Origin of the sequence: Dyadobacter diqingensis (genome assembly GCF_024220585.1) — a bacterium.
GTDB classification, from domain to species: Bacteria; Bacteroidota; Bacteroidia; order Cytophagales; family Spirosomataceae; genus Dyadobacter; species Dyadobacter diqingensis.
Genome location: NZ_JAMXKF010000014.1, coordinates 25,977 through 50,201, shown reverse-complemented (window position 1 = coordinate 50,201; position 24,225 = coordinate 25,977). Strand labels below are relative to the sequence as shown.

The 24,225-nt window shown below is 42.4% G+C and carries 11 protein-coding genes and 1 pseudogene; 8 read left to right on the top strand and 4 right to left on the bottom strand.

The window, feature by feature from the left end; translation table 11 throughout:
- Positions 1-243: 243 nt before the first annotated feature.
- Positions 244-2,631: pseudogene (locus M1L62_RS27445) on the top strand (ABC transporter permease); the annotation flags it as partial.
- On the opposite strand, the gene M1L62_RS29780 reads toward M1L62_RS27445, so the two are convergent.
- The 3 genes from M1L62_RS29780 to M1L62_RS27435 form a co-directional block, all read right to left on the bottom strand.
- The gene (locus tag M1L62_RS29780; RefSeq protein WP_374760327.1) at positions 2,613-2,681 is read right to left on the bottom strand and encodes a YSIRK-type signal peptide-containing protein; all 69 of its coding nucleotides are present in this window, start codon (positions 2,679-2,681) and stop codon (positions 2,613-2,615) included. The pseudogene M1L62_RS27445 and the gene M1L62_RS29780 sit on opposite strands and share 19 nt — an antisense overlap.
- Before the next feature lie 623 nt (positions 2,682-3,304).
- On the bottom strand, positions 3,305-4,756 hold the full coding sequence (locus M1L62_RS27440) for a carboxylesterase family protein (protein ID WP_254562847.1): 1,452 nt from the start codon (positions 4,754-4,756) through the stop codon (positions 3,305-3,307).
- Between the two features lie 402 nt (positions 4,757-5,158).
- Positions 5,159-5,671 carry a toxin-antitoxin system YwqK family antitoxin gene (locus tag M1L62_RS27435; RefSeq protein WP_254562846.1) on the bottom strand — a complete coding sequence of 171 codons (513 nt, stop codon included), beginning with the start codon at positions 5,669-5,671 and terminating at the stop codon, positions 5,159-5,161.
- 1,458 nt (positions 5,672-7,129) lie between these two features.
- Between M1L62_RS27435 and M1L62_RS27430 the strand changes: the two genes are divergently transcribed.
- The 5 genes from M1L62_RS27430 (at position 7,130) to M1L62_RS27410 (ending at position 17,314) form a co-directional block, all read left to right on the top strand.
- On the top strand, positions 7,130-7,711 hold the full coding sequence (locus tag M1L62_RS27430) for an RNA polymerase sigma-70 factor (protein ID WP_254562845.1): 582 nt from the start codon (positions 7,130-7,132) through the stop codon (positions 7,709-7,711).
- A 209-nt stretch (positions 7,712-7,920) separates the two neighbouring features.
- A complete protein-coding gene (locus M1L62_RS27425; protein WP_254562844.1) occupies positions 7,921-8,973 on the top strand; it encodes a FecR family protein in 1,053 nt (350 codons plus the stop codon).
- A gap of 186 nt (positions 8,974-9,159) precedes the next feature.
- Complete coding sequence (locus tag M1L62_RS27420; protein ID WP_254562843.1) at positions 9,160-12,573, top strand: TonB-dependent receptor; 3,414 nt, start codon at positions 9,160-9,162, stop codon at positions 12,571-12,573.
- A gap of 11 nt (positions 12,574-12,584) precedes the next feature.
- Positions 12,585-14,309 (top strand): RagB/SusD family nutrient uptake outer membrane protein, encoded by a 1,725-nt coding sequence (locus M1L62_RS27415; protein ID WP_254562842.1) that lies wholly within the window; start codon positions 12,585-12,587, stop codon positions 14,307-14,309.
- 218 nt (positions 14,310-14,527) lie between these two features.
- A complete protein-coding gene (locus M1L62_RS27410; RefSeq protein WP_254562841.1) occupies positions 14,528-17,314 on the top strand; it encodes a glycosyl hydrolase in 2,787 nt (928 codons plus the stop codon).
- A gap of 409 nt (positions 17,315-17,723) precedes the next feature.
- Here the strand turns inward: M1L62_RS27410 and M1L62_RS27405 are convergent, their stop codons facing one another.
- A complete protein-coding gene (locus tag M1L62_RS27405) occupies positions 17,724-18,746 on the bottom strand; it encodes an LLM class flavin-dependent oxidoreductase (RefSeq protein ID WP_254562840.1) in 1,023 nt (340 codons plus the stop codon).
- Positions 18,747-19,514: 768 nt separating this feature from the next.
- On the opposite strand from M1L62_RS27405, the gene M1L62_RS27400 reads away from it, so the two are divergent.
- Both M1L62_RS27400 and M1L62_RS27395 read left to right on the top strand, forming a co-directional pair.
- On the top strand, positions 19,515-22,691 hold the full coding sequence (locus M1L62_RS27400) for a SusC/RagA family TonB-linked outer membrane protein (RefSeq protein ID WP_254562839.1): 3,177 nt from the start codon (positions 19,515-19,517) through the stop codon (positions 22,689-22,691).
- Between the two features lie 19 nt (positions 22,692-22,710).
- On the top strand, positions 22,711-24,210 hold the full coding sequence (locus tag M1L62_RS27395) for a RagB/SusD family nutrient uptake outer membrane protein (RefSeq protein WP_254562838.1): 1,500 nt from the start codon (positions 22,711-22,713) through the stop codon (positions 24,208-24,210).
- The last annotated feature ends 15 nt before the right edge of the window (positions 24,211-24,225 follow it).

The following is a 24,225-nucleotide window of genomic DNA, read 5'->3' as shown; positions in this document are numbered from 1 at the left end:
TTGATATATGAGCCGTAATTTTAAACTACTGCAAGGTTTTTTTTAGGACGATGCACAAGATGTCTTTGGAGGTTGAAGTACTGATTTGTAAAAGTAAAAAATGTAAATTTTTAATTTGGTAAAGATAGAATAACATCAATATAACTTATTAATTAGTTTAATAACTAATTAATAAGTTATATATTTAAGTTTTTGTGATTTAGAAAGAACACAAGCTTATTGTCTGATTAAATTCACGTTGCTATGATACAAAATTACATTAAAGTTGCCTGGCGTAGTATGTTGAAGAATAAGGCAATATCGTTTATTATGATTTTTGGGTTGGCTGCTAGTATAGCTGCCTTTCTCTTGATTACTCAATACGTATTCTCTGAGTTTAGCTACGATGAATTCCATACCAGTGCAGATAACATTTATCGTATTCGACTCGATGATTATAAACAGGGCATTCTGACTAACAGCAGTACAGTCAGCTACCACGCAGAAGCTCCGGCAATAAAAGAAGCCTTTCCTGAGGTTGAGAATTTTGTTCGACTGCACCGGGCAGATGGTATGATCAGTTACCGGAAACCATCGGGAGAATTGATCAGCCATCACGAGAAAAACGCATTTTATGCCGACTCTTCTTTATTTGATGTATTTTCATTCCCGTTGTTACAAGGTTCTGCCAATCAGGTACTACGTCGGCCAGAGTCCGTTGTAATTTCAAAAACGATAGCCCAGAAGTATTTTGGTCGGCAAAATCCGATTGGCAAAACGCTTTCGTTAAGTTCAGATTGGCAGGGAGGTGACTACATCGTGGAAGGGGTGTTTGCTGATATTCCAAGGAACAGTCATATCCATTTCGATTTTGTTTTTGCCATCCAGAATCTGCTTAAAAATCAGCAATTTGCCATTGGAGGCTGGTACTGGACCAATTTCTATACCTATCTTCTACTTAAACCAGGTACCTTACCAAAAGCATTAGAGAGTAGGCTGTCTGGTGTAATCGAAAAGCATATCGGTAAACAACTAAGGAAGTATAAGGTCAGGCAAACGTTCGTTTTACAGCCTCTGCGTTCCATTCACCTTTACTCTCAAACAGCATCAGAAATAGAACCGAACGGAAAAATTGGCGTCGTTTATATGCTTATTCTGGTTGCTTTTCTGATTTTAGCCATAGGCTGGCTAAATTATATAAACCTATCTACGGCCAGAGGTATTGAACGAGCTAAGGAGGTAGGTCTCCGTAAAGCACTGGGCTGTGAAAAACGACAATTGATTCAGCAATTTTTTGTTGAGTCTCTAGGTTTTAACTTGTTATCGGTCTTCATCGGAATTTGTCTTTTTTTACTCGCGCTGATGATCTTTTCTGATTGGATTCGGACTACCAATGGCTTTTCTATGCTTCTGAATCCCTTATTTTGGATCGTATCCTTGACTGTGATTTTTCTCGGGTTTTTTCTTTCCGCATTTTACCCTGCTTTTGTCCTTTCCTCGTTTAAACCGATTACAATTTTAAAGGGGCATTTGCCAAAGCAAACTGGTGGCGAATCGTTCCGTAAATCCTTAGTAGTGTTTCAGTTTACAGCTTCGATTTTCCTAATTATTGCCACACTTGTCATTAATCAGCAGCTTACTTTCATGCAGCAACAGGATTTGGGGATGAACATCAACCAGCAGCTTATAGTTAAAGCCCCCAAAATATTACGAACAGACAGCTTTACCAATGATATTCGCTTTTTTAAGGATCGGATGTTATCGCATACCGGTGTCCGCCAAGTAACCGCTTCCTCCGAAGTTCCGGGGCAGGAAATTTTCTGGACTGTAGAATGGCAACGATTTCATCAGGCTGCCGCCGATTTTAAACTGTGCAGTATGTTGGCTGTCGATGAAGATTTTATACCGACGTATAACATTAAGCTGTTGGCGGGACGAAATTTTAGTAAGGATTTGGTGCTTGATAACGAATCGGTTATTGTTAACAAAAGTGCCTTAAAGGCTTTTGGCTTTGCATCCGCTGAACAGGCAATTAATCAAGAAATTGGCAACGTGATACCTAAGAAGATTGTCGGCGTCGTCAATGACTTCCATCAGCAATCCCTAAAAACGGCAAATCGTCCTATTATTTTTCAGCATATACCCTGGAATAGTAGCTTTTTGACGATTGCATTACGAAGCGGTCATCCGGGGCAATCAGTAGCGATGCTTCAAAAAGACTACCAGGAAGTATTTCCGGGCAATGCGTTTGAATTTTTTTTCTTGGATGATCATTTTCAGCAACAGTACGAATCGGATGAACGAGTAGTCGATCTGTTTAGTTGCTTCGCGCTAGTAGCAATTAGTATTGCCTGTTTAGGTCTTTTGGGTTTGGCGATGTTCACGGCTAAAAATCGCACAAAGGAAATTGGTATTCGAAAAGTGTTGGGAGCCAGCGTTGGCAGCGTCGTTATGCTACTGTCAAGGGATTTTCTCAGGCCGGTGGGTCTGGCTATTCTATTAGCTTCGCCCCTTGCTTGGTGCGCTATGGCCTGGTGGTTACAGGACTTCGCGTATAAAACAGACATCAAGTTATGGACATTTTTGGTTGCTGGTGTGCTGGCAATAGGAATTGCCTTGGTAACCGTAAGTTTTCAAAGTGTCAAAGCAGCGCTGATGAATCCCGTCGAGAGCTTACGTAGCGAATAAGTTTGGAGTTTCACTTATGTTCCCCTCGTTAGAATTGTGAATTTTAGAATTATTTTACACTGGTTTAACAGAGATATTTTGCAATGATAGGTTCGTTTAAGCAGTGGTTAAAACGTAATTTTACTCAAATCCTGTTTTATAGCCCGTGCGTAACAAGAACGCTAACACAGTACTGTTAATACCGGCAATACAGGTTACTTTGTACCAAGCACTCCTAAATAGCTAGGTCGTTTTATGAGACGTTGAACTGTTGTAATCAAACATTATCCATTACGCACAAGCGATCGGAATGAAAGCTTCGAACAAGCTGCTTTATCACTGGCAATTGAAGGGAAAAGAAATCCGGGACTAGGTAAAATATTGCGGTTTGGGGTCGGTAAGGCTGCCATGGAAGGTTAGAGTTAAAAGGAAAAGAATCGCATCACCTGGTACGCAACAGATCTAAAACAAATGGGAAAGTAAACCCTGTTTCTCACTAACTCACGGCAGCTATCAAAATGATACTTTGATTTGTGAGACGACGAATTGATACACTTTTTGAGCCATTTTTAGGCAGTCAGATCACGGTCGGCACTGGTCTCAGAAAATGGACGTTTTGTAAGACCAACATAACTAAAACTTTATTCATATCAACTCGTTACGGTGGGCTCACTCGTTTCTGAGCAAACAGCCAATCTAATATTCCAGGTGTGGTATTTAAGCTTGGGTTAAGATAGTGTCCAACGTCTGCAAACTCTGTGTATCGTGGATGCCCTCCTGCTTGTTGCATTGCTTTGATAACTTTCCTTGATCCGTCAACTAATACGTTCCTGTCTGTTTCTCCATGGAATGCCCAGACAGAGACATCCACCATGTTTTTAGCCAAGGATGGGTCACCGGCTCCACTTAATGGAATAGCAGCAGCAAACACACCAGGACGTGTTCCAATGAAGTGCCAGGTTCCATATCCGCCAAGCGAATGACCAACCACGTAGACGCGGTTAGGATCAATACTAAATTCTGCTTTCAGGGCGCGCAGCAAGTCAAAAACAATAGTGTCGCGGGTAACCAGGTGCGGCAATCCGCCCCAGCTGGTTCCATGGAAGATCTGAGGGGCAAGGATAAAGGCTGGGTATTTTTTTCGACTTTTGGGCTCGGTCAGTTGTTGGATTTCCCAACTAGCCAGTTGCCGGACATTGTCTGTCCCATAACCCGCTCCACCATGTAGGCTAACCACCAGTGGATAGCGTTGGTCAGGATCATAACCCTCTGGCATCAGCAGCCGATAGGAGAGCGTGTCGCCATGCTGGCCCTTAAAAGTCCGGGCCTTAAAAAATTGAGCTTGTGCAATAGCCTCCGGCTGCGGACGAATAGCCCTCATTCCTTCGCCCATCAGGCTTATACCTAGGAATAGGAACATGGTTACGCCAAGTAGCCGGGCTGTGATGAGCAGGGTTGTTTGCTGTGAAGACTGGGACGAATCTGAGGATTTTGATTGGACCGCAGGAAGCTGCCGAAAGTAGCCAATGAAAAGCAACGGCTGTAAACTGGCGACAAAAGACAGGCATAGTTGCCACCTCTCGAGCGATGGTGTACTCCGACCGCCATGCACCTGCATCGACCAGATTAGTAAGGTCAAGGTAATGCACGCTATCAGGAAGCTTGATACGCCGGCGGTCTTTAACCATCCATTTTTCCCCGCGCGTGAAAGCACCAGGCTTCCGGCAGCTAAAAGAGTGGCAGCAAGATCAAATATTAAAATCAGGGGATAGTAGCGTTGAAACGCCTTTGTAAGCGGAACCAGTATACAATAAACCAACACCACACGTAACAAGGTGGTAAAAAAAGCGATCAAACCCGTTACAAAAGCTATCTTAAAATGCTGGTCATAGTAAGACCGCAATATAAATGCGCTAGCAAAGGAAGAAATTACATTAGCTAGCAAAAAGAAATTGGCAAACGAGTCCTGTGTCAGCAGGTCCGCGCCAACTGTGAAATATAGTAAGCAGTGGAAGATGCCCATTCCCACGGAAAGACCTAGGAAGAAAATGGCATCATTATTGAACGGTTTTATCATGATAAGCAAGGGAATGGCTAAATCCAGCTGCATGGATACCTCACGTTTACTATCTGATAAGCAAAGATCCTAGGCACTTACTGATTAAGGTAAATATTAAGGTATTTTACTACATTTTAGGATTCGCCTTATCTTGATTAAAGGTACTACTCATAAAGTAATCTGTGCTTTTTATATCTGCTGACGGCTCGGAACTCATAAATAGTAAGCTCTCCTTGTACTATATCAAGAACTTTTACCAACGGTCTGTTCCCCGCTTGTTCCCGTAATAATCACTTAACATAAATGAGTTATAAAAACAAGAGAAAGGATTTCTCGGTTTTGTCCTGGTTAATTGCTCTGTAAGCAAGTGCAGCATGTTGTATTTTTCAAATGCGTTGCTAATAATATCGCTGTCCTTCAACTATCCAATGTACAAACTCATGTTAACGAAAGTTATTTATCAATGTCAAATTTGAAATTGTCATTAACGAGTTTCCCTTTCTCATATAGTTTTTGATTTTTAATTTCCCCTTTTTCGTCACTGAAAGTCCACACACCTTCTTTTTCATTGTTTTCAGTCCACCCACCGGACTGTTTAGGTTGTCCGTTGGCGTAACGGGTTATCCAAGCTAAAAATTTATGCGATTTCTTTAATGTGTCAAAATCAATTGGTTGAAGTATTTCTTCGCTTTCAATTTTTAGAGTGTATTTTTTGCCATTAACGCCTTTTAAAATGACAATATCGTTTTTTATCGAATACGAACCGGTAGTAATTTTATCTGACAAAATCACATCATTTCCAATAAACTCATTTTTTTCTAGAGAAAACTTCCCCTTATTCAAATCAAGTGAGAGATTTGATTTGGGGCTAAACATCTCTATTAGCAAAGGGAATTCCTTCATCTTTTTCTGCCGCTGTTCGCACGATAGGATACAAAGAGCTGTCAATAAAAGTAAAAATCTCATAAATTGTATTTATAGATTGCTGTTAACTAAGCATTCTCTACATCTTTAAATTATTTCCAGGTTTTCTTCCTACATCATACCCTTCTCTCCGGAGTTTATCCCGGTCACCTGCTAACTGCAATTCACTTTTACCAATATCGGCTTGCAGCCGATGTAGGATATACTCGACCCCAATTTTCCCTTGTTCCTGCCTAAGTATTTTGCTAATTTATTCAATATCATCAGGTTGTAGACTTTTCAGGTATTTCGAAAATTCAGTGGCACTGCCTTTATGATGTATAAAACTCTTTGCTGCGGTTGTTTCATAAACAATTTTGGATTTTGCAGTAGCTTAACGATCCTGCTCAACCTGTGCATTTTATTTTCCTGGATACACCGTTAGTTATAAATTCAGAGCCTAAATATTGGGCTGATATTCATTTACCTTTCCCCTCTTTATTGAGCAGCACTTTACGTGATTCATTGCCAATAACTTCGTAATCCCCTTACATTTTTAATTCTATACCACTTTTTAGAAGTTCATCTTGAAATAATTGGCCTGAAGTGCAAGTTGATAAAAATACAAAACTGCTCGACATCATGCTAATGGTTGCTTACCCCAACTTTATAGATTTTGTCTATCAATGTCTGCCAAGAAATAAACCGGTAGTTAAAGTGTACTTTCGAACATGACGATTTTCCATTGATTTTTTTGAAAAAAACTTCAAATTCATATTGTTAAAATTACAGCTTAGCGGTACGACAAAACAAATTACTGTATATAGAAAATGAATAGGTTTAATTGAAATATTTAGGTGTACTGGGTTCAAAATCCGTCTCCCTCCCATTTAGAAGTTTAAGGTAAGAAAGTTCTGTAAATCATTGATTTATAGGCATTTTTTTCTTTAAAGGCTATCCCGAAGTATGCAAAAATTGGAGATCATTCTGAAAATTGGGTATAAAATCTAAGACTTGTGGAGCTGATAGGATTTCTCTAGGTTTGTTTTGGAGAGTTTCTTATCTGAATCAATGCCTGTTAGGACATTAACGCTACCCAAGTTCTGGCGCTGTGTTGACAAATTGAAGACAGGGTATTCTGCCTCAGGATATTTTTTTTCCAAAGAATTTGAAGATTTTTGATTCAACGGAAAATTGAAGCTTGATATTTTGTCCTCTTTATAGTTGTAATTCTAATGCTGATCTGAAAGGCATCCTGAATAATTGCTAACGCTAAGTCCTGCACTAAATAGTTCCAACTATTTTTATCGTTCGATTGTTCTGCCTAGAAATATTGGCCAGATGCTCAGTTCATGCAAATTCTGGCTTCTCTCTTTGAGATGTACGTATACCACTTGGTCAGACATAAATCGTACGTGATCTAAACCAGATATTTGTAAGAATGGTAACATTCGTGTAAATATTTAAAAAAAAAGCAGATATTTGTTTTTCTCCAAACCTGCGCTCAGACACTGATTTATAATGGAAGGAATTTTAACAGATGAGGCTAAACAACTGCAACTTTTAAGAGCAGGTGACAAAGCTGGATTTGAGCAAATTTACCATCAATTCAGGTTAAAATTGTATCGGTATGCCATCAGTAAGGTGCAATCAGAAGAAAATGCCATGGAAATTGTTCAGGAAATTTTCCTTGATCTATGGCTTCGCCGGGAACAGGTTATGATAGATGATATGGAAAGATATCTTTACGGTGCAGTTAAGTATAAGGTTCTCGATTTTTACAAAAAAGAATTACAACGGAAGCGTTATGCAGAATCTGTACAACTAGGGTCTCTTGATGAGTCGCGGGAAACAGAGGAGGAGTTAGCATACAAAGAGCTGTCTCAATCCATCTCGTTATGTATTGAAAAGCTACCGAAAAAAACCAAAACCATCTTTGAGTTGAATAGAATTGAATGTAAGTCTGCCGATGAAATTTCCCAGCTTCTTAGTGTACCATTGCGTACTGTTGAATACCATATAACACAAGGTCTTAAGGCTTTGCGTGTCAGCCTTAAAGATTATCTGATCCTCCTTCTTCTGTTTATAGCAACTCATTTCTGAGACTAATCAGGACAATAACAAATCCAATAATTTATCCTTAAAACGGTTAATTTTTTATAAATTTTCTAATAATTTATAAAATGATTTGCGGTAAAATCTGTTGGCCTCTACTTAATATATAAAGGCAGGGATTTTTCTATTACGCTTGGTTAACAAAACCAAGTCGTACCTCGCTAAAGTGAGAAAATTTCTATACCTCTAACAAATACATGATGAACATTAAAGCTTTTTTGAAACTGCTGGATCGTTATCAGAAAAAGAAGGTAACCGCTGATGAGAAGAAAATTATGGATTTATGGTACAACTCTATTGACCATACTGATGCAAAGCAAAATAAGCTCGATGAGCAGCGGGCTGACAAGATGATGTGGGCGGCAATTAGTAACGGAATCACTCAGGAGTCGGCTCAGGGGAAAATTATAGCGCTAAGTTTTTGGAAACGTAATTTTTATATCAGACTGGCAGCAGGCTGTTTACTTTTTGTAGCCGGATTTATCGGGTACCATTACGCTTTTGACGACACACCAATAATTGCAGGTATTCAGAATGAGGTTGTTGAAAAAATGAACAGTTTTACCAACGAAACATCTGCATCTAAAATATTAAATCTTCCGGATGGAAGCCATGCGACATTAGATCCGGGAGCTACATTGTACTATCCGAAGGTTTTTGCAGGAAATGAAAGAAGAGTGTATCTAAAAGGGGACGTTTTTTTCGAAATCGCGCATGATACAACCCGTCCTTTTTATGTTCATGCCAATAACATCGTAACCAAGGTTCTGGGAACAAGCTTTACAATCCGTGAGAACAAGCTGAAAAACAGTATTGAGGTTGCCGTAATAACCGGTGTTGTAGAAGTGCAGGAGCATAATAGTGAAGTATTTGGCGAAAAAGTGAATAAAAAAGTGATCCTTACTCAGAACAAAACGGTTACATTTTATCCAGAGGATGAACAGCTGATTACCGGCATTGTCGAGAAACCCAAAATTCTAAAAAGCAAGGTGGCCGAGGTGACCACGGCAAACTTTAATTACTCTGAAAAACCGCTCCCGGATATTGTTAAAATTTTGGAACAAGCTTATGGAGTGCAGATTAATATAGGGAATGATCCACTCAGAAATTGCATTATCACCGCAGATTTGTCTCAGGAAAATACGCTTTTTACACAACTAGAGATCCTTTGTGAAAGTATGGATGCAAAATATCAACTGACGGGAGATTCGGTTACGCTGACCGGAAAAGGATGTGATGTCCCAAGATAATTTTTATACTCTAAACCCATTTCGCCTATGCAATAAGTTACTGTTATAACATTAAAAAAGGCCGAAGATGCTGGAAACATACTTCGACCTTCTCCCTATCCGATTTGTAAAAAGCGGTCGCACATCTGGAAAATGGCGATGGGAGTTGTAAATCATCGTGTTAAGAGATCTAACAATTACAAATCAATGAAAAAAAGACATAAGATCATAAATCCTTTATGGACAATTATGAAGATTTCGAGTTTACAGTTGTTCTTGGTTTTTGCTGCAACTGCCTATGGCTATGCACATAGTTCGGGAGCACAGGAATTGCTTACGCAGCGCGTATCGATTCAAGTGGAACAAAAGGAGATACGAGAGGTACTTACCTCGCTGGAATCGAGCACCAATTTAAAATTCGTATATAGCTTACAGTTATTGCCTGTGAACCGTAAGATAACTCTTAAGGTGGAGAATAAAAGGTTAAGTGAAGTATTGGAAGCTATGTTTCAACCTGATAATATATCCTACAAACTTATTAGAAATAAGGTTGTGCTAAAAAAAATCGCTCCCAATATAGATGCAATGAACATGCTTGAACCTGTTCAGAAATTTGAATCCACGAGTAAAAATATTGACAAGAATATTACGGGCACTGTAAAGGATGATACCGGAGTTGGTCTGCCAGGGGTGAATATATCAATCAAAGGTACCACTTCCGGTACATCTACTGATATAGACGGACGCTTTTCATTGTCAATACCTGATGACAATGTCACATTAGTTTTCTCATTTGTAGGATACATCGCTCAGGAGATTCAGCCCGGGGTTCAGACTTCTCTTCAAATATCACTAAAACCTGATACAAAGGCACTGGATGAGGTTGTCGTAATTGGTTATGGTACGACCAAGCGTCAGGATTTTACAGGATCGGTTAGCTCTTTAAAGCTCGAAGGTTCTGCTGTGGCATTACTTCCAAGTATGAATGCGCTGGAAACACTCAAAGGAAACCTCCCCGGTCTTGACGTTGGAGCAACAAATAGTGCCGGCGGCCAACCCTCTATTCAGATACGTGGGCAAAATTCCATAAGCGGCAACAACGATCCCTTGATTGTTTTGGATGGCGTAATTTTTCTGGGCAGCCTTGCGGATATTAATTCAAGCGATATAGCCAGCTTTGATGTACTCAAAGATGCTACATCGGCGGCAGCCTATGGGTCTCGTTCTGCTAATGGAGTAATCGCTATTACTACAAAGAGAGGAAAGGTTGGTAAGCCAATCATTACCTTAAACTCATCCACTGGTTTTCAGACCTGGCAAAGAAGGCCTGTTATGATGAAGGGGGAAGAATGGCTTAGCGTAGTGAATGCGCGTAACAAGTATACCGAAGGTTCAACAAATTGGTTAAAACCAGGTGAGATCGCTAATCGTGATGCAGGCAGAGAGACAAACTGGCTTGATGAGGTTACACGTACCGGTGTGATACAAACTCATCAGGCAGCAGTATCAGGAGCGAGTGAAAAAGTTAACTATTATTTGTCCACCTCTTATGACGACAATAAGGCAATTGTAAAAGGAGACCAGTTCAATCGTATCTCCGTATTTGGAAAAGTGAAAACTGAAATTACTAAATGGCTCGAAATTGGTGTAGATGGTAGTTACTCGAAAAGAAATTATTCAGGACTTCCCGCTAATATCGGAGAAGCACAAACGATGTCGCCATATGGAGTAATGTTCCGGGATGAATTGGGCAACCTTGAAAAATACCCTTATACCCAGTCCGGCGTAAACCCTTTATGGGGGGTGGACGACAACACCCGAACCAATACAGATGTCCTGAACAGTTATCGGTTGAACACCAACGCTCTTTTTACGATTCCGTGGATTGAGGGATTAACCTACCGCGTGAACTTTCTGAATAACGTAACCAAAAACGAGAGAGGCACTTTTACCAACGAAAATTACTACATACAGGAAGGTGAAAGTGCGAGCAGATACTCCCCTTCCGTTATACAAGGTTTCCTGACGAATGCGAATGGCAATCTCGAAAGAAGTAGTACTTCGAGTTATGTATTTGATAACATCATCAACTACAAAAACACTTTTGGCAAACACGGAATAGATGTAACATTAGTCGCCACCCGTGACAATCAAAAATATACTTATATTAATACCACAGGCAATAATTTTGCAGCCAATGGCAATACGACACTTGGACTTTGGGGATTACACAAAGCTACTGTCCAAAGGGTTAACCTTGATGCAAATCAGCGTTCCAATGTGGGTTACCTTGGGCGTCTAAGCTATTCATTTGATGATAAATACTTCTTTACAGGATCCTATCGTCGTGATGGGGCATCCGTTTTCGGCGCCAATAACAAGTTTGCCAACTTTGCAGCAGCTGGTGTAGCCTGGAAAGTGAGTAACGAGGAATTTTTAAAAAGCTTTGCTCCGCTTAACAACCTGAAAGTGAAATTTTCCTTCGGGCAGAACGGTAATCAGGGAGTAGATCCTTATGGGACATTATCAACAGTAGCCAATGCTGCCAGTGGGGGTGTCAGGTATGAATGGTCCAATACTCCAGGGGCGATTAATTATGGCCTTTATCAGAGCGCGTTAGGGAATTCTGATCTGGGATGGGAAAAAACTACTTCCTGGAATGCCGGTTTTGAATCGTCATGGTTAAATAACCGAATCTTTCTGGATGTTGATACATATCTCGGTGCGACCACAGATCAGATCTTTACGAGAAACATACCTGTGATGACTGGTTTTAAAACGATTAAAACGTCCATGGGGCAGGTCAATAACAAGGGGATTGAAATTACGTTAAGAACGACCAATATTCAGAACAAGGATTTTACGTGGGGGACGTCTTTTACCTTCTGGCAAAACCGAAACAAGCTTGTTAAGCTGTATGGAGAGGATAAGGATGGAGATGGCATCGAAGACGATGACATAGCCAATAACCTGTTCATCGGTCAGCCGCTTGGCGTTATCTATGGTTATGAACAAATTGGAATCGTACAGACTAGCGATACTGAATACATTGCGCAAACCGGTGCCGCTGCCGGAGCTCCAAAATACAGAGATATTGATGGGGTTCCTGGTATCACAGTAGCTGATAGAAAGATCCTGGGATATTCACAGACAAATTTCCGCTTAAATATGAGCAATACAGTGAGCTATAAGAATTTTGACCTCTATGTATTGGTGGCTGGAAATTTCGGAGGGGGCAAATGGTATCAGAAGAGTAATGCTGCGGCTTACCTTACTGCGGGTACAGGAAGATTTAATGATAACATGACTTCCAAACCTTACTGGACCCCTGAAAACCAGAGTAATGAGTTTCCTTCGGCATTTTTTGCAGGTGACGGACGCTTTCTTGGCTTGCAGTCAAGAACTTTTGTCAGGGTGCAGGATGCAACACTTTCATATCGCGTGAAACCACAGCTGTTGTCAAAAATAAGGGTGAACTCTGCTAAGATATTTGTGAGTGCCAGAAATATAGCCACGTTTACCAAATGGTTTGGTGGAGATCCCGAAACAGGAACGCCTGTCCGTGAAAATACTTTCCCTGTTCCTTCCACCTATTCAATCGGCGCAAACATCAGTTTCTAAAATATCATTTTATGAAAAATATATTATCAAAGAAGACATTCTGGGCTTTGATTTTGCTCATGAATGTGGCAGGTTGTAAGTCAAATGATGACTTTCTGAAAGAAAATCCAGAAACATTTTATACAGTCGACAATGCTTTTTCGACCTCTGCACAGATTGATCAGGCACTTGTTGCCATCTATTCTCAAATAAGAGATCTTTGGGCTAACCCCTCAGAAGAAGGTTGGATTTTCGTTTTACGCGGCAATGGCACGGACATGTACGACGTAGCGAGTATACGGCGTGGAGCGACTTTTAATAATTACGGACTGATCAATGTGGATAACGGTACGTTCTATAATATCTATGGTACCTACTACCAAATGATTGCAAAGGCGAATCTGGCATTGGAAGCAGCGCAGCTTCCACATATTTCTTTTGCATCCGAAGCAGAGAAAGCAAATATTATCGCTCAGGCGAGATTTTTCCGTGCATATGCATACCGCAATTTGGGGGAGCTATTTGGTGGAGTACCTTTAGTAACAACAGTTTCTAAAATACCTCAGTACGATTTCAAGAGAGCTACAAGAGCAGAAACCTATCAATTTGCAATTGACGACCTTTTGGCAGCAGAAAAAGATCTTCCAGAAACGACTGTAAGCGGTGGACGTGTCGTAAAAGGTGCCGCACAGCACTATCTGGCAGAGTTGTACCTGGCCCTGGGAACACAGCTCGCTATCGAAAATAAAGCGTCGGAAGCTCAGGCTGCCTTCACCCAGTCAATATCATTCGCCAGCAAGGTGATTGACGGAGGCACGTATGCCCTGATGACGTCTCGTTTCGGAGCCAGAAGTAGTGAGACAAAGGGTAACGTTTACTGGGATTTGTTTCAGGAAAACAACGTAAATTACCAGAACGGTAATAAAGAAAGTATCTGGGCTTTACAGATTGACTATGCGGCCTATCGCGCTGAAGATGGTAAATCAAAGTTACCTTATTCACGTACTTACGGCGCTGTGTTCAGAGATGGTGCAAAAGACCATCTTACAGGTACACTGGAAGACGTTGGTGGCCGTGGTATTGCTCAAATGATACCAACCATGTATACTAGAGATGACATTTACGCGGATAAATATGCTTCCGATATGCGTAATTCAGATATAGTGTTCCGCCGCATATTCAACGGCAATGTTTCCAGCTCTCCGTATTTTGGCAAGCCAGTTCCATGGGAGGTATTGTACAATGGCAGCGCCGATGCAAATACCAATACCAACAACAAAAGTCTGGTATATCCAATATCGTGTAAAATCGCGACAGACAAGTATACCGGAATCGCAGACGGGGAGAATATGAGTAATCTTTTCAGGGATGACTATTTTATCAGACTTCCGGAAACTATTCTACTACGTGCCGAGGCGAAACAGAGGAGTGGAAACAAAGCGGGGGCAGCTTCGGATATCAACTTATTGAGAGCACGGGCTAATGCCAGTTATATGGTAACAGCTGCTGACATAGACGATAAATTTAATATGATTCTGGATGAGCGTGCCCGTGAGCTCGTATACGAAGAAGCCAGATGGAATACGCTCCTGAGAATGGGCGGCACAATTGCGGTGGAAAGAATTAGAAAATATGCTTACTGGCCTGAAGCAAAAGCAACCTTGACGTTTGACTACAATCTTTGGCCTATTCCGCAAACCATCATTGATACGAATAAAGATGTGGTGATTGAGCAAAATCCTGGATGGCAGCGATAGTTTAACTGTCAGATCGTTATTGACATTTTTTTACCCGGTCATAAAAAACCGGGTAATTTATTTACACCCAACATCCCGGCTTTCAATGAAAATTATTTGCCGGGCTAAAACCATTATTTCTCATGCTTCTCAAATTACGTTCGATTTACTTTTTGGCAGGGCTTCTCCTATGTCTAAGGGTATCTGCTCAGAAAAGCACTGCTATAGTTTCTGAATCAGTGTTTAAAAATCCATCGTCAGAATATGGTATACGCTGCTGGTGGTGGTGGCTTAACGGAAATGTTGATAAGGAGGTCATTACGAGAGATCTCGAAGAAATGAAGGCCAAGGGGTTCAGTGGCGCATGTCTTTTTGATGCCGGAGGAGCTGAGCAACGAGGGAATGGACAAGTTCCAGCCGGGCCGATGTTCGGATCATCGGAATGGAGCGACCTATATGTTCACGCTATGAAAGAAGCCGATCGCCTGGGGCTGGTGATGTCTATGAGTATTCAAAGTGGATGGAACCTGGGAGGACCGGATGTAACTCCTGCCGAAACCGCGAAACAGGTGGTATTTTCAGAAACAAAGGTTAAAGGCGGCATAAAAGTACCTATCGCACTGCCTAAGCCCGAAGTACGATACAATTATTACCATGATATTGTTGTTCTGGCTATCCCCAGCAAAACATTTAAGAATCGGGTTCCTATACGTGATTTTAAAAATAAAGCTGCTACCCGCGAAGTTGGGGGATCTGCGCCCGAAACACGTTCTCTGCTTACTGATATGGCCGGTACTCCGGGGGAAGAGGACGCCAGTAAAAAACAAGTATTAAATATTACAAGATACCTGAAAGGAGACAAACTTGAATGGAAAGTACCAGCAGGGGAATGGACGATACTACGTTTCGGGTATACTCCGACTGATGCTGAGGTGTCCACTTCCAGCGGAGCATGGCAGGGGCATGTAATAGATTATTTGAGTGAAAAAAACTTTAACCGTTATTGGGATACCAATATAGAGCCACTTTTAAAAGCAATTGGTCCATTGGCTGGTAAGACGCTTCGATATCTGCAGACAGATAGTTTTGAGGCAGGCGGGCTTAACTGGACTGAAGGCTTTGAAAAGGATTTTCTCAAATACAGAGGCTACGATCCGATACCCTATCTTCCGGTGATGGCTGGTAAGATCATTGACAGCCGGGAGATAAGTAACCGTTTTCTTTCTGATTTGAGAAAAACTCTTGGAGATCTGATTGCAGACAAGCATTATGGAACATTTGCTAAAAGAGCCGGTCAGTATGGAATTGGAATTCAACCCGAGTCTGCCGGCCCACATGCTGGCCCTTTCGACGGGTTGAAAAATTATGCATACAGCGAAATTATGATGAGCGAGTTCTGGTCCCCCTCTCCCCATCGTTCCAGACCCATTGACCGATTCTTCGTTAAACAGGCTGGTAGCGCGGCTAAAATTCATAATAAACAATTGGTTGGGGCCGAATCATTCACAACGATTGGACCTCACTGGAACGACGTGATGTGGTCGGATATGAAACCCAGCGTTGATCACGAATTCTGCGCAGGGTTAAATCTTGTCTATCTACATACATTTACGGCATCTCCTAAATCCATGGGACTGCCAGGACAGGAATACTTTGCCGGAACGCACTTTAATCCTAATGTTACATGGTGGAATTATTCGACGGAATTCATCAAATACCTGACCCGTTGCCAGTATCTGTTGCAGAAAGGACGTTCGATAGCAGATGTCCTCTACTACTACGGGGACCATTCTCCCAATATCGGAAGACTAAAAGAAGATGATCCTGCCAAAGCACTTCCCGGTTTTGATTATGACTTAATCGACGAGCAGCGGCTACTGCAACTGGAAGTGAAAAATGGAAACATTTTTTTGCCTCACGGAGTATCATACAAGGTACTTGCTTTGCCGGATCATAAAACGCTGTCACTTGCCGCACTAGTGAAAGTGCAGTCGCTGATCCAAGCAGGCGCATCTATTATCGGCTTCAAACCCGTTACAACTGCCAGTTTGGTGGGGTATCCATCTTCTGAGAAAAAAATCAGGGAAATAGCGGATGAACTTTGGGGTATGAGTTCTGAGCCAACAGGTGTAAGAAGTGTGGGGAAAGGTAAATTGATTTGGGGTAAGACGGCGGCGGAGTACCTGATGTCGGAAGGGATTGATCCCGATATGGAGGTTGAACAACAAGAAACAGGTAGTAAATATGATTACATTCACAGGAGAGAACAAGATGTTGATCTCTATTTTATCAGTAGTCAAAACAAAGCATCTTCGGAAATGACTGCCGCTTTTCGCATCACCGGAAAGCAACCAGAACTTTGGAACCCTGTAACGGGAGAGACAAAGTCAGTAAATGCATTTTACCAGAAAAACGGCAGAACTTATCTAACATTGAATTTTGATCCATTTGGATCGGCCTTTATTATATTTAAAGATGAGATTTCTCCTGAAAAAAATGGAGATAAGAAATCAAAACGTATTCATCTTGAGCACCAAGCCACTCTACATGGGAGTTGGAACGTGTCGTTTGACCCAAAATGGGGAGGCCCGGTCAGTACAGTATTTGATGAGCTTATCAGCTGGACTGATAAAAATGAGGAGGGAATAAAGTACTATTCAGGCACAGCCGTGTATCATAAGCAATTTGATGCGGATCAGGATTTGACAAAGGGCGAACCTGTTTACCTTGATCTTGGAGAAGTGAAAGATATAGGGATTGCCAGGGTTGTTTTGAATGAAAAGGATCTGGGTATTGTCTGGGCACCGCCCTTCCGGGTATCTGTAACCGGAATGCTGAAAGAGGCTGGCAATGATTTAAAAATAGAAGTTGTCAATACATGGCGTAACCGATTGATTGGCGACAGGCTAAAACCGACAGAAAAGCGCCTGACAAAAACTAACATTAAAGTGTTGGAAACTTGGCAACTGACTCCGTCAGGTCTTCTTGGCCCAGTACGTTTGCTTCGGGAAAAGGCATTTGACTAGTTTGTTGCCCCGTTAAATTTGTCTTGTGTGCGATTGAGCAGAGTCTCAGCCTCGTTCGATCGCGCACAGGAATGATTCCAGCTCGATATGAAAATTGATATATAAGGCTAAAACTAGCATACCGCACTCTAAATTGGCCTACAATAATTAAAATTTGAGGGAAAACTCAATAATAGCCCTTAGATCTTTTCCCCAGCCCAATTATCCATTTTACCCATGATCCAGACAAATACTTATCGTTTCCCGTTGTTCAGGCAGCTCATTGCGGGGTTCCAGACAGAATTTTGTAGTTGTAATGATCAAATTAACCATCGGAAAGTAAAACACAAGCCTTAAAAATCGTGGCAACAATCGGTTAAACCGGTTATTGCCACGCGAAAAATATACTGAACCAGCGTTTTCTTCTAAATCAACGCCACCCCAGTCCGGGTGCTACGTGCTCTAAAATAGAAGAAAGCACATGCACGTTGTAGTCAACGCCGAGTGTATTGGGTATTGTCAAAAGAATTGTATCAGCTTCCTGAATAGCTTCGTCCTGCGCCAGTTCTTTTATGAGTTGATCTGGTTCCGCGGCGTAACTTCTACCGAAAATCGCGCGTTTGTCCTGTTCAATCATTCCGATCTTATCCCTCCGATCAGCTTCCTGTCCAAAGTAATAGCGGTCCTGATCGTTTACCAGGGCGAAAATAGACCGGCTCACGGAAACCCTTGGTTCGCGCTGATGTCCCGCTTTTTTCCAGGCTTCTTTGTACAATCTGATCTGCTCGGCTTGCTGCACATGAAAGGGTTTGCCGCTTTCATCGTATTTCAAAGTAGAACTTTGAAGATACATTCCGTTTTCGGCAGCCCAAACCGCAGTAGCATTGGAGGCCGCGCCCCACCAAATACGTTCCCGCAATTCTTCTGAATGGGGCTCCAGACGAAGCAAGCCAGGCGGGTTCGGAAACATCGGGTATGGATTAGGCTGTGCAAATCCTACACCTTTTAGTCTTTCCAGAAACTCCAGTGCTTTACGACGTCCCATATCTGCGTCGGTTTCTCCCGTCTCCGGTTCGTACCCAAAATAACGCCACCCATCAATAACCTGTTCCGGCGATCCCCTGCTAATACCCAGCTGCAATCGGCCTTCTGAAATTAAATCCGCAGCGCCGGCATCTTCCACCATATAGAGTGGATTTTCATAACGCATATCAATCACGCCCGTCCCGATCTCTATTTTACTCGTTTTGGCACCAATAGCGGAAAGTAAAGGAAATGGCGATGCTAACTGCGATGCAAAATGGTGAACGCGAAAATAAGCGCCGTCTAAACCGATCTCTTCGGCAGCAACAGCCAAATCAATGGATTGAAGCAATGTGTCGCTCGCTGTCTGGGCTTTATAAGCCGGATGGTTAGACCAATGTCCGAACGATAGAAATCCTATTTTCTTCATAAAGCTTTCTTGTGAGTCATTTTAGAACTAGACAGATAATTAGGCGTTAAAAGTTCCTGGCTTCGGATGCACATTGGCATTACGCGGTAATTCCAATGTAGAAACATCTGCCGAGGGCTTAATCTTTCCATTTTTCAAAATGCTTGTGGCGTACGTATTAACAGTCGCAGCTCTGTTCCAAACTGTTCTGAAATCTGTTCAATTTTCAGAACAATTATCTTCAACTGATCCAAAGCGTTTTTCTCGCGTGATCGTCCGACTTTCAGAATTTTTAGTGACCTATACCTTACCCTTTCCCTAATGCGGTTTGTGGTACAATAAAAAAACAATTCTGCTTTTCGTCTGAAAAACAATCCAAATCAACTTTTTTTGTCTATTAAATTTATAGGCTATATATTCTTAATTGAAAAATGGATTAAATAAATCCGCGGTTCGTTGACCGTCGGATTTTTCTCGCGCGCATTTAGATAACCCGGTACTAACGGCGAAATCATCCTAGCTTCTACGAGCAGCACCTTAAGATAGTAGATCCAACTGGTATTCAAATCTGGAAAAAGTCAAATGCTAACCAGTATGATTCATTTTGGTGCCTACACATTTGAATATCAGATCATTTCGGAGCTGACCTTTTATAAACCAAACGAATTGCATATGTAACGACAGACAAAGAAACAGCATTAAATCATTTACAATTTTTTAGATCAAACCCTAATGATTAATCCGAAAATGTGCCATGAAAACCATCCTAAGCAAAATCACTCCTGACTTATGAAAAATAAATTACCAGCATTTGAGAGCCATTACAAGCGCTCGTTCTTCAAAAAAACACAGTACACATTTTTGTTCCTTATTGCCTGCTGTCTTAGCAGTTATGGACAAAGCGTGATCCGCGGGACGGTCCTCGACGACAAGAAACAGGTGATAGTAGGCGCCACCGTTATCATTAAATCAACGGATATCGGGACGATTTCTGATGCAAACGGGAAGTTTAGCATATCGACCAATAAACCTTTGCCGTTGACCCTCGTAGTAAGTTTTTTGGGGTATAAAACCCAGGAAATATCAACAGGCCTTAGCCAGGAGTCATTCAGTATCGAATTGGCTGAAACAACAAACCAGCTGGACGAGACCGTCGTCGTGGGTTACACAACAGCCAAAAGGTCGAGTTATACGGGATCTGTATCGGTGGTCAATGCACGTGACATTGAAAATCTGCAAATCACTTCCATCGGTAAGGCTTTGCAGGGCACTGTGCCGGGGCTTCAATCCATTGCGTCTGCCGGTCAGCCGGGTGCCGATGCCGACCTGTTTGTGCGGGGTGTGGGTTCTGTCAATGCGTCAACGGCTCCGCTTTATGTGGTCGATGGTATACCCGGAGCGAATGCCAATAATTTAAATCCCAGAGATATTCAGTCCATCTCCGTATTGAAAGATGCGACGGCAAGCGCACTATATGGTTCACGGGGTGCTAATGGTGTGATTGTTATTACCACAAAATCCGGATCATTGAATTCCAAACCCACTTTCAATTTTTCAGTCAACTACGGATATACGGGTCGTGCTGTGAAAGATTACGAGTATTTGTCAGCGAAGGATTATTATGAATTACAGTGGGAAGCCATCCGTAACACGCAGGTGGATCAGGGCAAAACAGCGGACGTGGCAGCTCAGTATGCGACGGATTATCTGGTCGATGGCTCATTGAAAGTCAATATCTTCGGGCCGAAGTACCCTAAGCCGGTTGGCCTGGACGGCAAGTTAGCTCCTGGCGCGACTGCCCTCTGGAATGACGATTGGGGGAAAGCCATCTCCCGTCGGGGGATCCGGCAGCAGTATGACCTGAGCATCGGCGGTGGGAGTGCTAACACCAAGTATTTTCTTTCAGCTGGATATCTGAACGAACAAGGCTGGATCAGAACCTCTGATTTCAGACGTTTTAATCTTCGTACCAACATACAATCGAAAGTCAATAGCTGGTTTGAAGCAGGCGCCAATGTCTCGTTGTCGTCAGGATTTCAAAAGACGCCTACACAAAGTGACAGCAATACCGGTAACTTTGCCAATTTTCAGCGGCTCATATCGAATATTTATCCTGTTTACGAACGTAACCCGGACGGATCTTATCTGTTGGATGAGGCTGGTAATAAAAAATGGGATTACGGAAGATATCGCCCGACTACCGCAGCGAGTGGTTCAAATATTCTGGGCTCGGCCGAGAATGCGATATCGGGTGAGCAGACAGACGCCGTATTGCTCGGAACCAATTTCACGATTACATTTCTGAAAGGGCTGTTTTTAAAAACGACTGCGAACGTGGATTATCGCGGGATTTCTTCGCATACCTATTCACATTCCTATTACAGTACAGGCGTAATAACCGACGGTGCAGGATCCGCATCCAGAAGTTCAAGCCGTGAACTTAACTATACTGTCAACAGCTTCCTGAATTACTCAGTCAACCTGGGTGCGAATCACTCACTGAACCTGCTTGCGGGTCCTGAGATTTATGTAAATAATATTTCTTCTTTATCCGGAAGTCGTACCGGTTTTCAGGTTTTAGAAAAAACCGAGCCATCTGCCGGCACGCTCAGTGGTGTATTTAATGGAACTTCATCGGATTACAGGTTAGGGAGTGGACTAGCCAAACTGGATTATGACTATCTGGGACGTTATCATTTTTCCACAAGTTATCGCCGTGACGGCTCATCCCGATTTAGTAAAGAAAGTAGATGGGGCAATTTTTGGTCGGTGGGCGCCGCCTGGAATATCAAAGAGGAAGCATTCCTGAAAAACATATCCCGTCTGGATAATCTTAATCTGCGTGCCAGCTACGGGGCACAAGGGAACGATAAAGTAGGCGATTACGCTTATGGTGGATTCTACTCTATTTACAACAGTCTGGATAAACTGGGGTTAAGGCCCTCTGCTCTTCCTACACCGAATTTAAAATGGGAGACCAACCTGAATCTCAATTTCGGTGTTGACATTTCCTTGTTTAACAACCGGATCTCGGCCCAGTTGGACGTTTTCGACCGCCGGTCAAAAGACTTATTGTTCAACAGGCCGCTTTCACCATCAACCGGTTATAGCGGGATTGATGCCAACATTGGCTCATTAAGTAATCGGGGGATTGACGGACAAATTACCGGTGTACCGATCCGCACCAAGGATTTCAGATGGAATGTCACTTTGAATTTCGGGCACTATACCAACAAGATCACAAAATTGCCGCAGAAGGAAATACTGACGGGTGCTATCGGCCAGTACGGGAATACAAAAAAGATGGTTGAAGGCGGATCTGTTTATGATTTTTACATAAAGGAATGGGCAGGTGTAAATCCGCAAAATGGCAAAGCCACCTGGTATAAGGATGTTTTGGACGGAAACAAAAATGTGACGAGCAGGACCACTACCGAAAATCAGACCGAAGCCACTCCTTATTTTCAGGGAAGTTCTCTTCCGGATGTGTACGGTGGGTTGAACAACAACGTTTCCTACAAAAATTTTGAGTTCTCCTTTCTGTTATCGTACAGCATTGGCGGGAAAATTTTCGACGGAGACCAGCCGATGATCACACATCTTGGTAATGCACCAGGTCGTGCCTGGTCGAAGGAAGCGCTTAACCGCTGGACACCGGAAAATACAAATACGGATTATCCTCGTCTCACCTACGTTTCGGACGCATGGAATACCATTCCTTCGACCCGATTCTTGTATGATGCCACGTATGCACGATTGAAAAATATCTCCATTGCGTATTCATTGCCTCGTAGCCTGGTGTCCCGACTTTCTTTAACGGACGTTAAAATACGTTTGGTAGGGGATAACCTCCTGACCTTTTACGGGCATAAAGGATTAGACCCGGAACAGACCATCTCGGGATCTACGTACTATCGCTATCCTGCGCAAAAATCATTTTCAGCAGTTTTAAATGTATCATTTTAACTACAACACTTATCAAACTATGATACGTAAATTCAGTTATTTACTCGTTGCCCTGGCTTTGTTTACATCGTGCAGCGACGATTTCTTCGATACCGCTCCCGCAACACAGATCACCACTCCGGAGGTATTTTCCTCTGAGGCCAATATTGATGCTTTTGTAAATGGTTCGATCCGTTTTCTTCTGGAAAACAGCACTTCTCAGGACAATCCGGGGCTGCCTACAATTTTCTTGACACACGACGTCATGGGAGAGGATGCGTTTGCAAGGGACGGCCGGTATGGGTTCAGGGACTCGTATCCTTACCGCGATCCGTTTGACAACACAACGAGGCGCGCACTGTTTTTCTGGACGTTGCAATACACATCGATTGATCATACCAACAATATTATTGCAAATATTAAAATCGACGATACCAGCAAGCCCAGTTTGAAATACCTCAAAGGACAAGCTTATGCGTTACGTGCCAACAACTACCTGAATTTAGTGCGGCAGTATCAATTTACATATGCCAAAGATGCAAAGGCGAAGGCTGTTCCTATTTACACAGATCCTACTACCCCGAGCACAGTGCCCAAACCGCGCGCAACGGTCGAGGAGATCTACAATCTGGTGATCAGTGATTTAACAGAAGCTGAAAAGTTGCTGACCGGATACACCCGCACCGTCAAAAATCGTCCCGACCTTAACGTCGTATACGGGCTGTTTGCGCGCACCTATCTTACACAGGAAAAATGGGAACTGGCCCGGGATTATGCCGTCAAAGCTCGTGCCGGCTATCCGATTATGACCGCGGAACAGTACACACAGGGATTCAGTGATGTAAGTAATCCTGAATGGATCTGGGGGCATCCGCAAACGGTAACGCAGAATTTGGGCGGGGCGTCGTATCTTGCCTATATCGAAACAACTCCATATGCAACGGATGCAGCCGGTACTAACCTCTATTATGGTTATAACAGCATAATGCCGGATCCGAATTTTATCGCTTTGTTTAATCAGAACGATATCCGCAAAACGTTATTCGAAATTGCCAAACAGCCGGCAGAGGCTCTTTACAGAGGTTATCGCTATAAAAAATTCAGGAATAAGTATCCTAATCATGAGGGACATATTGTATTAATGCGTTCGTCGGAGCAACTGCTGATTGAAGCCGAAAGTAAAGCAAGACTGAATAATCTGCCGGCTGCCATCGAAACTTTAAATGAACTGAGACGTAAACGAAACCTGGCTGATTTGACAGCTGGACTCGACAAAAACGCTTTAATCGATGAGATTTTACTGGAACGTCGTAAGGAGTTATGGGGAGAAGGTTTCCGTTTGTACGATATTTTGAGAACACAAACCGCACCGGTAAGAAAGGAAACAACAGAGAAATTTGTGGATACCAAAGGTGCTACGGTTAGTGTTTTGGGGCACTGGATCACCAAATTCCCGGATGGAACTGCCCTGGTTCCCAACAGTAAATATTACCTCTTTCCGATTCCGTTAAACGAGATCAATAATAATCCCAACCTGTAACGGAAAATGGTATAG